At 75.8% G+C, this 11828-nt stretch carries 7 protein-coding genes; 6 read left to right on the top strand and 1 reads right to left on the bottom strand.

Translation table 11 applies throughout. The features are described from left to right. Positions 1 to 32 precede the first annotated feature (32 nt). The 4 genes from ACZ3II_RS00160 to ACZ3II_RS00145 all read left to right on the top strand — a co-directional run bounded on the left by ACZ3II_RS00160 (position 33) and on the right by ACZ3II_RS00145 (position 6186). Positions 33 to 371: a P-II family nitrogen regulator gene (locus ACZ3II_RS00160; RefSeq protein ID WP_465515423.1), complete on the top strand. Its 339-nt coding sequence runs from the start codon at positions 33 to 35 to the stop codon at positions 369 to 371. Between the two features lie 3 nt (positions 372 to 374). After that, the gene (locus ACZ3II_RS00155) at positions 375 to 2645 is read left to right on the top strand and encodes a [protein-PII] uridylyltransferase (protein ID WP_465515422.1); all 2271 of its coding nucleotides are present in this window, start codon (positions 375 to 377) and stop codon (positions 2643 to 2645) included. Positions 2646 to 2792: 147 nt separating this feature from the next. Further along, positions 2793 to 5171 carry a glycosyltransferase gene (locus ACZ3II_RS00150; protein WP_465515421.1) on the top strand — a complete coding sequence of 793 codons (2379 nt, stop codon included), beginning with the start codon at positions 2793 to 2795 and terminating at the stop codon, positions 5169 to 5171. Positions 5172 to 5181: 10 nt separating this feature from the next. After that, on the top strand, positions 5182 to 6186 hold the full coding sequence (locus tag ACZ3II_RS00145; protein WP_465515420.1) for a class I SAM-dependent methyltransferase: 1005 nt from the start codon (positions 5182 to 5184) through the stop codon (positions 6184 to 6186). A 484-nt stretch (positions 6187 to 6670) separates the two neighbouring features. Here the strand turns inward: ACZ3II_RS00145 and ACZ3II_RS00140 are convergent, their stop codons facing one another. Beyond that, a complete protein-coding gene (locus tag ACZ3II_RS00140; RefSeq protein ID WP_465515419.1) occupies positions 6671 to 9061 on the bottom strand; it encodes a glycosyltransferase in 2391 nt (796 codons plus the stop codon). 37 nt (positions 9062 to 9098) lie between these two features. Here ACZ3II_RS00140 and ACZ3II_RS00135 point away from each other — a divergent pair, with 37 nt between their 5' ends. Both ACZ3II_RS00135 and ACZ3II_RS00130 read left to right on the top strand, forming a co-directional pair. After that, positions 9099 to 11153, top strand: coding sequence for a glycosyltransferase family protein (locus ACZ3II_RS00135; RefSeq protein ID WP_465515418.1), 2055 nt, complete (start codon positions 9099 to 9101; stop codon positions 11151 to 11153). Further along, complete coding sequence (locus ACZ3II_RS00130) at positions 11146 to 11727, top strand: hypothetical protein (RefSeq protein WP_465515417.1); 582 nt, start codon at positions 11146 to 11148, stop codon at positions 11725 to 11727. The genes ACZ3II_RS00135 and ACZ3II_RS00130 overlap by 8 nt, the downstream gene beginning before the upstream one ends. Positions 11728 to 11828 lie beyond the last annotated feature (101 nt).

Genomic DNA, 11828 nt, shown 5'->3' with positions numbered 1-11828 from the left:
CCCCCATGACTGCTCCCTTGGAAGGACTGAGGATGAAGCTGGTGACCGCGGTCATCAAGCCGTACCAGCTCGACACGGTCAAGGAGGCTCTGCACGCCCTGGGCGTCGCCGGGCTCACCGTGAGCGAGGTGCAGGGTTACGGCCGTCAGAAGGGCCACACCGAGGTGTACCGGGGCGCCGAGTACACCGTCGAGTTCCTGCCGAAGATCAAGGTCGAGGTGCTGACCGACGAGATCGACGTCGAGAAGATCGTCGACGCCATCGTCGGCGCCTCGCGGACCGGCAAGATCGGCGACGGGAAGGTCTGGGTCACCTCGGTCGATGAGGTGGTCCGGGTCCGCACCGGCGAGCGCGGCCTCGACGCCCTGTAAGCCATGACGAATCCGTTGAGTGAGCCGCCGGCACCTCCGGCGCGCCCGGCCGCCGGTGGCTCGCTCGACAAGCTGAAGGATCACATCGGCGCCGCCGCCCGCGACGAGCGGGCCGCGGCGCTCGATGCGTGGCTGCGGCGACTGTTCCCGGGCCACCTGCCCGGGGTCAGCCTGATCGCGGTCGGCGGGCTCGGCCGGCGCGACTGCGCCCCCTACAGCGACCTCGACCTGGTGCTGCTGCACAACGGCACCGCCGGGATCGACCGGATCGCCTCCGCCCTGTGGTACCCGATCTGGGACGCCCGGCTCGGGCTGGACCACTCGGTGCGTACCCTCCCGGAAGCCCTCTCCGTCGCCCACGACGACGTGAAGGTCGCCCTCGGCCTCCTCGACGCCCGCCACGTGGCCGGCGACGCGGCCCTCTCCGCCGAGCTGATCGCCGCCACCTCCGACCTGTGGCGGCGCACCGCCGTCCGGCTCATGCCGCAGCTGCGCGAACTCACCGCCGCCCGGTGGACCCAGCACGGCGAACTCGCCTTCCTGCTCGAGGGGGACCTCAAGGAGGCGTCCGGCGGACTGCGCGACGTCACCGTCCTGCGCGGCGCCGGGCGGGCCGGCATCGCCGACATGCGGCCCGCGGTCCGGGCCGCCTACCTGCGCCTCCTCGACACCCGCGACGCCCTGCACCTGGCGGTCGGCCGGCGGGTGGACCGGCTCGTCGCCCAGGAGCGCAAGGCCGTCGCCGACCTGCTCGACATCGACGACCCGGACAACCTGCTGCGGCGGGTGTCCGGCGACGCCCGTACCGTCGCCCACGCCGTCGACGACGCCTGGCGCGCCATCGACCGGCTGCGCGGCGGCCGCCGCCGGGGCGGGCCGCCCGGCCTGCCGGCATCACGCCGCCCGGTCGCCCGCGACGTCGTCGAACAGGACGGCGAACTGGTCCTGGCCCGCACCGCGATCGGCCCGGTGCCCGACCCCAGCCTGTCGCTGCGGGTGGCCGCCGCGGCCGCCATCGTGCAGCTGCCGATCGCCCGCGCCACCAGCGAATGGCTCGCCGCCTTCTGCCCGCCGCTGCCCACCCCCTGGCCGCCGGCCGCCCGCGCGGCGCTGGTCTCGCTGCTCGGCTCCGGCCCCGGCCTGCTGCCGGCCTGGGAGACCTGCGACCGGTACGGCCTGATCGACGCCTGGCTGCCCGAGTGGGCCCGGATGCGCAGCCTGCCGCAGCACCACCCGATCCACCGGTACACCCTGGACCGGCATCTGGTGCAGACCGCGTACGAGGCCACCGCGCACACCCGTGAGGTGGACCGCCCCGACCTGCTGCTGCTCGGCGCGTTCCTGCACGACGTCGGCAAGGGCCTGCCCGGCGACCACAGCACCGTCGGCGCGCCCATCGCCGCCGACATCGCCACCCGTCTCGGCCTGCCGCCCGCCGACGTCGCCACCATCGAGAAGATGGTCCGGCTGCACCTGCTGCTGCCCGACGTGGCAGCCCGCCGCGACCTCAGCGACCCCAAGACCATCTCCGCGGTGGCCGAGGCGGTCGGCGACCCGGCCACCCTGGACCTGCTGCACGCCCTGGCCCGCGCCGACTCCCGGGCCACCGGGCCGGCCGCCTGGTCGGACTGGAAGAGCCGGCTGCTCGCCGAACTCGTCGCCAAGGTGCACACCGCGCTGGACACCGGGGCGCTGCCGGAGCCACCCGAACCCGCCCCGGAGCTGCTCGACGGCGACCTGCCGGTGGTGCACCTGGACGGCGACCGGGTGGCGGTGGCGGCGGCCGACCGGCGGGGCCTGCTCGCCGGGGTGGCGGCCTGCCTGGCGATGCACCGGCTCGACGTGGTCGCGGCGAACACCATCACGGTGGACGGGCGGGCCATCGTCGAGTTCTACACCTCCCCGCGGTACGGGTCGCCGTACGACCCGGTCGCCCTCACCGCCGACCTGCGCCGGGTCGCCGCCGGGGACGTCTCGGTGACCCAGCGGGTCCGGGCCCGCGCGATGAGCGCCCGCGGCGGCACCGCCTCGCCGCGGGTGGTGTGGCAGCGGGACGTGGCGACCGACGCGGTGGTGCTGGAGTTGCGCGCCGCCGACTCGCCCGGCCTGCTGTACCGGGTGACCCACGCGCTCGACGAGGCCGGCGCGGAGATTAGGGCGGCCCGCATCTCCACCCTCGGCGGTGACGTGGTCGACGCGTTCTACCTGGTCGGCGCCTGGTCGTCAGCGGCGGAACGGGACCGGGTGCAGGCGGCGGTGCTCGCCGCCGTCTGACCCGCGTGTTGATTTCGGCAGCTATGCGCGCCCTGAATCAACACAACCGGTGGGCGGATCGTGCGGCCGAAATCGACACGTCACCGGAGTTGCCCGGCCTGCGTTGATCCTTGAAGAGGAGCCAGGCGGGGTACGGACGGAGAGTCGATGGTCGAGGCGCAGCCGGTCGAACTGCTGGACGACCACGTCAGGCTGGCCGGGCCCGGCGCGGAGGTGTCGCTGCCGTACACCGCCCTGCGCAACCGCTCGATCGCCGCCCGCCGGGTCCTCGCCCGGGCCGCCGGCATCACCCTGGAGGACGCCCTCGACGCCGCCCGCGCCGGGGACACCCGCCGGATCCGCCGCCCGGTCGACCCGCGGCTGCTGGCCGCGCTCGCGCAGACCATCGCCGGCCAGGACGAGCTGCCCACCGACCGGGACGACGCGCTCGCCCTGTACGCGCTGATCCGCACCGGCCGCGGCGCCCGCGCGCTGCCCGCCGCCCACCAGGCCCGGCACGTCGAGCTGGTGTACGCCTGGCAGGGGCCGGGGAACGCCCGCCAGTTGCTCGGGGCGTACCGGCGGATCCCGGCCGCCGCCCGCGAGGCGATCGAGACCGACCTGGCGAACCCGCATGCGGGCGGCCAGGGCGAGGAGGAGACGTGGCTGGCCCGGTTCGGCGCGCTGTTCCCGGCGCCCGCCCCGGCCCTGGTCGCCGCCGCGGAACTCGCGCCGTTCGACCGGCTCACCGGATCCGCCGGGCATCCCGCCGAAACGGCAGGCGAGCGGGTGTCGGTGGTGGTGCCGGTGTACCGGCCGGGGGAGGAGTTGCTCACCGCGGTCCGGTCGGTGGCCGCCCAGTCCTGGCCGGACCTGGAGATCATCGTGGTGGACGGCGGGTCGCCGCCGGAACACGACGCGGTCCTGGCCGCCGCCGAGGACCTGGACCCGCGGGTCCGGCTGATCCGGCCGGCCGGCGGCGACGCCCGCAACGCCGGGCTGGCGGCGGCCCGCGGCGACTTCGTCACCGTGCAGAACGCCGGCGACTGGTCCCATCCGCGCCGCATCGAGCTGCAGATGCAGCCGTTGCTCACCGGGGCGGCGGTGGCCTGCGCCGCGGACCGGCTCAGCGTGACCGAGCAGCTCGTGCTGACCCGTCCGGGCGTACGCCGCCGGGCCGCCGTGCCGTCCCTGCTGTTCCGGCGGGAGGCGGTGACCCGGCGGATCGGCTGGTTCGACGAGGGGCGCCCCGGCGCCGGGGCGGAATACCTGGAGCGGATCGAGGCGGCGTTCGGGCCGGGCGCGGTGGTCCGGCTCGATCAGGTGCTGGCGCTGACCCGGACGGCGAGCCGGGCCCACTGGACCCCGCCGGCGTGGGTGGCGTACCGGTCGGCGTACCGCTGCTGGCACGCCACCGCCCGGCCGCTGCACCGGGACCGCGCGGAGCAGCCGTTCCCCGCCGCGGGCCGCCGGTACGACGTGGTGGTGGCCGCCGACTGGCGGTTCCTGACCGGCGCCCAGCGATCCGCGCTCGCCGAGATCCGGGCGCTGCGCGACGCCGGGCACACTGTCGCGATCCTGCACCTGGAGTCGCTGCGGTCGGTGCACCGGGATCGGCGGCCGCTGAGCCCCGCCGTTCAGCGGCTGATCAACGCGGGAGAGCTGGACCAGGTCCTGGAGACCGACGACGTCGACGCCGGGATGGTCCTGATCCGCCAGCCGGAGGTGCTGCAGTTCGCCGCCGAGGACGGCTGCCGGATCCGCCCGCGCCGGGTCGCGGTCGTCGCCGACCGGGCGCCCGGCCGGCGGGACGGCAGCGACCGGCGCTACACCGAGACGGCGGTGACCGCGGCCGCGACCCGGCTCTTCGGCACACCGCCGGTCTGGTACGCCCAGGACACGGCAGTCCGCGACGCTCTCCCCGACGCGTTCACTCTTCCGATGGTCGCTGAACCGATCGACGTGGCCCGCCCCCTGCCCGACCCGCGCGGGCCGGCCGTCGTCGGCGCCGACCTGTGCGACGCGGGCGTTTGGCCCGGCGATCTCGCCGAGACGCTCGCGGTGCTGCGGCGGTGCGAGACCGCTGACGTACGGCTACGCCTGCCGGAGAGCCCGCTGCGCCCGGCCGGCCTGCCCGCCTCCTGGCTGGTCTACGAGCCCCACGACGTGGACCCGCGCACGTTCACCGCGCAGATCGACTTCTACCTGCACTACCCGCCGGAACAGGCCGCCGAGCTGATCTCCCGGCCGGCCCTGGAGGCGGCCGCGACCGGCTGCGTCGTGCTCGTCCCGGAACATCTGGCCGCGGCGTTCGGCGACACCGCGGTGCCGTGCCCCGCCGAGGAGGCGCCGGCTCTGGTGCGGGCCTTTCAGGAAGACCCGGCGCGGTACGCCGTACAGAGCGCCCGGGCCCGCGCCGCCATCGCCCGCCACCACCGTCCGGAGGACTTCACCGCCCGTCTTCTCTGCTCCGGTGCGCCGGCGCCCGCCCAGCGGACGCGTAACGGCGCCGGGATCAGCCCCGTTACCTCCGGGGAGTCGTACTAAGGGAGTTCCGATGAGCACAATCAGCCGAATCCACCGCCGGCTGCCGCGCCTGAGCGGCCCACAGACCGCGGTGATGTCGGTCGCCGGCGTCCTCTGCGCCGCCGCCGCGGCGACCGCGCTCACCGGGCACACCGGGGTCGCCGTCGCCCTGCTCGCCGTCCTCGGCTGCATCAGCCTGGCCACGTCGATGCTGTTGTTCCGCCGGCTGGCCCGGGCCCAGCGGGCCGGCGTCATCGCTCAGCGCGACCTGCGCACCACCGTCGAGGAGATGCAGCGCCGCCTGGTCGCGGCGGTGGAACGGGAACGGCTCACCGCCGGCGACCGCCACCTGGAACTGGCCGAGGCCATCGCGGCGCTCCGGCAGCTCACCGGCGGCCAGGCCAGCGCCGCCCGGGTGGCCGCGCTGCCGGCCGCGTTCGAGGCGACCGTTCAGCTCTTCCAGGGCTTCACCCCGCGCGCGCCGATGCCGCCGCCCGGCGAGCACACCGTCGACCCGGCCGGCCTGCTCGGCCTGCTGCATCTGATCCGGCTCCGCAAGCCGCGCCTGGTGCTGGAACTCGGCAGCGGCGTCTCCTCGGTGTGGATCGCCTACGCGCTGGAGAAGACCGGCGGCCGGCTGATCACCCTGGACCACGACGCCGGGTTCGCCCGGCACACCCGCGCGCTGCTGACCGCCCACGGCCTGGACAAGATCGCTGAGGTACGGGACGCGCCGCTCACCCCGGTCGGCATCGACGGGCACGACTACCCGTGGTACGACCCGGAGGCCCTGGCCGACCTGCACGACATCGACTTCGTGCTGATCGACGGCCCGCCCGCCCCGGACGGCGAGGACACCCGGCACCCGGCCCTCCACATGATCGAGAACCGGCTGGCGGACCGGGCCACCGTGGTCGCCACCGGCCCGGACGTCCCGGCCTCCTGGTCGAGCCTGACCCGCGAGGACGAACCGGGCGGCGGGCACGCGGTGCTGTCGTTCACCCGTACCCCGGCGATGGTGCCGGTCCAGGCCTGAAAGCAAGTGCGCGCCCCCGCCATGGGGTGATGGCGGGGGCGCGCGTCGCGGTGCGGGGGCACCGCGACGGGCCGGGAGGGGGTTCCGGCCCGGTCTTCGGGGTCGTTCCCGGCGGTGCCGCCGGGCGCACCGTTCTCATCGGCGCTGCCCGCCCTCACTCGAATGTCCTCCGGTTGCCTCCTCGTCACCGTTCCGTTGCCACCCTCCCGGCCGGTTGGCAGCGAGCGAGCGGCGAAGACCGTTGCTGGATATGCATGCCGCCTCGGGCCCGTCTCGATCTCGGGCTGTGCGTACCGGCCTTCCTGCCCAAGATCGACGCGGCCCGCGATCTCGGATTCGGAACATCGGCTTCTTCCCGGCGTCAGGTTCACCAGATTGGCTACGGGCTCCCGCCCCGGAGGCCGAAGTCATGATCGCGACTGCATCGCCCGGACAAGGGCTTACCAGCACCCCGGAAGAGGACCCGGGTACGACCTGCCGCTGCTCAGGGTGTGAGGAGGGCGGTGACCGCGGCGGCGTAGCGGTGGTGCGGGTGATGGTCCTGGGCGAACGCCAGAGCGCGCTCGCTCTGTGCCAGCAGGGCCGCCGGGTCGGCGTGCAGCTGTTCGACGGTGACGGCCAGGTCGTCCGGGGTGGTGTAGACGGCGGCCGGCCCGAGGGCCGCCAGGTGCTGGTGGCCGACGACCGGGATGCAGCCGGCCGCCATGGCGATCAGCACCTCCGGGCAGGTGGCGTCGGCGGGCTCGTCGGACTGCAGATGCAGGTAGAAGTCGAGCTGGTGCAGGAAGCCGCGGGTGTCCACGTCCTCGGGGCGGTACGTGAGCCAGCCCTCCGGCGCCCGCCGGGCGGCCCGGTCGCCGAGGTCCAGGACGCGGATGTCGAGGCTCCCTGCGCCGGCCAGCGTCGCCGTGAGCCGCTGCCACTCGCCGAACCGGCCGGTGTGGATCCGGCCGATCACCGGGCGGTCGGCGCGCGGGCCGGAGCGGTGCAGGCGCCACTGGCGGAGGTCGACGGTGCCGGGCACGTCGACCGGGGTGAGGCGGGAGCCGAACGGGCCGGCGGCGAGTTCGGCGCGGGCGGCGGGCCCGGTCGGCGCCCACAGCGGCTCGACGCCGAAGAGGCGGCGGGCCTCGGCGGCGCAGTGCGCGGCGGCGGGCGTCCAGGCCGGGTCGGAGGTGATCACCACGCGGGCGCCGCGGACGGCGGACGGCGTGCCGGGGGCGAAGCCCAGCACCGACGGCCCGTGTACCAGGACCAGGTGGGCGTGCACGTCGTCGGCGAGGACCACCTGGTCCACCGTCCCGGCGTTGATCATCTGCTGGATGGCGGGGTCCAGGTCGCCGGCAGGCTGCGGGCCGGTGACGCCGGCCAGGGAGTCGAGGTGCAGGAGCGCGGTGGCGCGGCCGGGCCGCAGGACGGCGCGGACCCGTTCGGCGATCGGCCAGGCGGTGTCGCCGTGGCCGCTCCAGTCGCCGGCCAGGATCACGTCGTAGGTGGCGCGGCGCAGCTCGGCGTCTCCGGCCAGGCCGCGCGGCGCGGCGAACACCCGGCTCTGCGGCGAGCGCGGGCGCGCGGCCGGTTCGATCCCGGCGGCGATGCGGCGGTGCCAGGCCCGGAAGGCCGAGCGGTACGCGTGCCGGTCCGGATGTGCCCAGCCGGGCCCGGTGTCGCTGCCGGCGAGGGATCGGGCGGTCAGGCGGATCAGGGCGAGCGGATCGCCGCCGAGGGGCCGGACCGTGCCGGGCCCGAAGACCGCGTGGGCCCGCCCGGCGTACTCGTCGCCGGCGCCCTTGCGGACCGGGTCGAAGTAGCCGAGCCGGCCGAGGACGGCGACGCGGCGGAACATCAGCGAGGACAGGTCCTCCGACCGGAACTCGGTGAACCCGGGCCGGGTCACCACCAGGTCCTCGGTGACCCGGATCGCCGGTGACGTGGTCGCGACCGGGCCCGGATCAGCGAGCAGCGGCGCGGCCTGGCGTTCCAGGCGCATCGGATGCGACCAGTCGCCGGAGTTCTGGAACGTGACGAACGCGCCGGTGGCCATGTCCAGGCCGGCGTTGCGGGCCCGGTAGGCGCCGCCGTTCGACGGGATCCGGATGATCCGCACCCGCGGATCGAGCCCGGCGGCCCGGGCCAGCACCGCGTCGGCGGCCGGCCCGGACCCGTCGTCGACGACGAGGATCTCGTGGTTGGTCCAGCTCTGTGCGACGAGGGAGCGGACCGTGGTGATCAGTTCCGGTCCGGGCCGGTACGTGGTGACGATGGTGGTGATCCGGTGGGCCGAGCCGTGCCGGGGCGCCGGTGTGGAGCGGATCCGGTCGAAGCCGGTCGCCGCCTCCCCGTCCAGGGTGAAGCCGGGCTCCGGCAGCAGCGCGGTGAACCGGCCCGGCCACTCGTCCTTGGTGGCCAGGTCGACGACCAGCGCCTCGCGGACCGGTTCGGGCACCTCGGGGTAGTCGGCGAGCAGTTTCGCGACCCGGACCGGGTCCCCGGCGGCGAACGCGATCTGCGCGTGCAGCCCCTGATGCTCGGGCGCCACCCCGGCCGGGCCGAAGGTGCGCAGCAGCGACTCGAACAGGGCCAGCCCGTCGGCCCGGTCGCCGGGGTAGAGGTCCTGCAGCGAGACCACCCGGGCCAGCTCGCCGAACGCCCAGGCGTCGGCGTCCGGGAAGAGCCGGCTCTCCCGGGCCGCGGCGACCAGCTCGTCGGCGGATCGGCGGGCGGCCGCGTACGCCAGCAGGGTCCGTGCCCCGGCCGAGCGGGTGTGCAGGGCAGCCGTGGCGGGACCGGCCGGCGCCACCGCGGACAGATCCCGCCAGAGACGTTCCAGCAGGTCCGTGCCGTACGCGTCCGGTGTCGTGTGCTGTCTGCGCATGGCCCCCCTCTCCGGTCGGAAGGATCAACGCGCCGGGGTGGGCGTGCGTGACGCCGGGCGTACGCGGTTCGTTGACCTGACCATGACCGCGACCGTCCACGACGTGGCGATCCTCTCGGACTTCCGCCTTCCCGGCGACGCCCCGGCCGGCGTCGCCGCGGAGATCCGTGCCCAGGCCCGGGCCGGTCTCAGCACCACGCTCGTGCACGTGCGGTCGCCGCTGCTCGCCGGTGATCACCCGTTCGATCCGGCGATCACCGCGCTGATCCGGGACGGTTCGGCCGATCTGGCCGCCGAGGGGGAGCCGGTCACCGCCCGGCTGCTGGTGGTCCGGACACCGCGGATCCTGGCCGGAGTCCCGGCCGCCGAGCCGCGGGTCCGGTCCGGCCGGACGGTGGTGGTGCTGGACACCGAGCCCGGCGCGGAGGTCCGGCAGCGGGTGGCGAGCCTGTTCGGGGCCGGCGCCACATGGGCGCCGGCCGGCCCGCTGATCCGGGCGGAGCTGCTGCGCGCCGATCCGGAGACGGTTCTGGCGCCGGCCGACTGGCACGAGGTGGTCGACGGGCCGCCGCGGCCGGGGGAGCCGGTGCCACGGGGCGCCGTTCCGGTGATCGGCAGGCGCCCGGGGGCCGCCCCGCCGATCCCGGACGCGCCGGACCTCCGGGTCCGTGTGCTCGACGGCCCGGACACCGCCGGGTTCCTGGCGGACCTGGACTACTTCGTGCACTTCCCGGACCCGGGGCAGCCGGGGGAGTCCGGCCGGGCGGTGCTGGAGGCGATGGCCGCCGGCGTCCCGGTGATCGTCGACGAGCGGTTCCGGCCGATGTTCGGCGACGCCGCGTTCTACAGCGATCCGGCGGGCGTGCCGGAGCTGGTCCACCGGCTGCACGGCAACCGGGAGCACTACCGGTCGATCGCGTTGCGCGGCCGGGAGTTCACCGTGCTCCGGTACGGCCACGCCGCCCACCTGGCCCGACTCGCCGACCACGGCGTACACCCCGGCGCCCCGCGCTCGCCCGCCCTGCCGGCGCCGCGCCGCACCGAGAACCGGGGTGTGCTGCTGGTCAGCGACAACGGCGCCGGCCCGAGTTCGCTGTCCCGTCTGATGGCGATCGGCCGGCGGCTTCCGGAGGGCACCCCGGTGGTGGTCGCCACCCAGTCGCACGGCGCGGTGGTCGCCCACCGGGAGGGGTTCCTGACCGAGTACATCCCGTCGCCGGGGGCGCTCGGCCTGCCCCGCGAGCCCTGGTCGGAGCTGCTGCGCAGCCGCCTGGAGCACCTGATCGACCTGCACCGCCCGGCCGTGGTGGCGGTGGACGGCGCCCCGCACGACGGCATCGTCGCCGCCGCCACGGCCCGGCCCGGGATCACCTGGGTGTGGGTACGCCGGTCGATGTGGCGGCGCGGCGCCGGGCAGGAGTGGCTGGACCGGCGCCGGGTGTTCCGGCACGTCCTGGAGCCGGGTGAGTTCGCGTCCGCCGCCGACGAGGGCGCGACGGTGGCCGACCGGGACGGGGTCCGGGTGGTCGGCCCGATCACCTACCTGGACCGGGCCGAGCTGGCCGGCCCCGAGGAGGCCCGGGCCGCGCTCGGGCTGGCGCCGGGCCGCCCGGCCGCTCTGCTGCAGCTCGGCGAACCGGATCCGGGCGACGTGTCGGCGCCGGCCGCGCGGATCGCCCGGCAGCTGCGCGGCGCCGGGTTCCAGGTGGTGCCGGCCGGCCCGCACCAGGTGCCGCACTATCCGCTCAGCCGCTACCTGCGCGGGTTCGACCTGGTGGTGAGCGGGTCCGGCTACGACGCGTTCCACGAGCTGATCGGGTTCGAGGTGCCGACGGTCTTCGTGCCGGATCCCCGGACCACCCTGGACGACCAGGTGAGCCGGGCCCGGTTCGCGGCGGCCGCCGGCGCCGCGCTGATCGTCGAGGACCCCGGCGGCGACGACCTGGACGAGGTGCTGCGGCAGGCGGTGCGCCAGGACGTACGGGACGCGCTGCGCCGCCGCTGCGCCGAGGTGGCCCTGGACAACGGCGCCGCGGACGCCGCCGGCTGGCTGGCCGGTCTCGTGTGGGACAGGAGTGTGGCGCATGTCTGACGACGACGGGACCCAGTCCCTGCTGGTCCGGTTGCGTACGGTCGAACAGGAACGGGACGCCTGGCGCGACCGGTGCGCCGGCCTCGCCGGGGAGCGGGACCGGCACCGGGACGCCGTCCGCCGGTTGCGCCGCAGCCGCTCCTACCGGCTGGGCCGGGGCCTGGTGCTGCTGGCCCGCGACCCGCTCCGGCTGGTGAACCGGATCCGGCGCCGCCGGCTGCCCCGCCGCGGCCCGGCGGGCGGCCCGCTGCCGGCCCGCCTGTACGTGGCGATCGGTCTTGACCTGCCCGGCCTGACCGAGCTGGCCCGGACCGTCCGGCGCCGGGTGCTGATCGACCCCGACCACCGGGCCGTGGTGCTCACCGACCACCCGGAGTTCTCGTCGCTGCGCGGCGACGGGCTGATCCTGGAGTACCTGCCGGACCGCCGGACGTGGCAGCGGCACCGCCCGGACCGCCGCTGGGACGAGGTGCTCGCCGGCCGGCTGTCCCGCCTGTACGCCGAGCACGGCGCGGCCCACGTCCTCTTCATCGACCCGGACAGCCCGCCGACCCTGCCGGACCTGCTGGCCTGACGGCCTATGATCGACGCCGGTCACGGTACGGCGTCGGGCGCGGGAGGCGGACGGTTGGGCGACGGCGATGCGAGGCGGGCACGGGCCTACCCGGGAGCGCC

This window comes from Actinoplanes sp. NPDC019969 (genome assembly GCF_055562375.1).
This window is presented reverse-complemented; position numbering and strand designations above follow the sequence as displayed.

Excerpts from the sequence above, each read along its gene's own strand:
- ACZ3II_RS00145 (WP_465515420.1), top strand. The coding sequence starts at position 5,182 with ATGAGCACAATCAGCCGAATCCACCGCCGGCTGCCGCGCCTGAGCGGC.
- ACZ3II_RS00160 (WP_465515423.1), top strand. The coding sequence starts at position 33 with ATGAAGCTGGTGACCGCGGTCATCAAGCCGTACCAGCTCGACACGGTC.
- ACZ3II_RS00130 (WP_465515417.1), top strand. The coding sequence starts at position 11,146 with ATGTCTGACGACGACGGGACCCAGTCCCTGCTGGTCCGGTTGCGTACG.
- ACZ3II_RS00155 (WP_465515422.1), top strand. The coding sequence starts at position 375 with ATGACGAATCCGTTGAGTGAGCCGCCGGCACCTCCGGCGCGCCCGGCC.
- ACZ3II_RS00140 (WP_465515419.1), bottom strand. The coding sequence starts at position 9,061 with ATGCGCAGACAGCACACGACACCGGACGCGTACGGCACGGACCTGCTG.
- ACZ3II_RS00150 (WP_465515421.1), top strand. The coding sequence starts at position 2,793 with ATGGTCGAGGCGCAGCCGGTCGAACTGCTGGACGACCACGTCAGGCTG.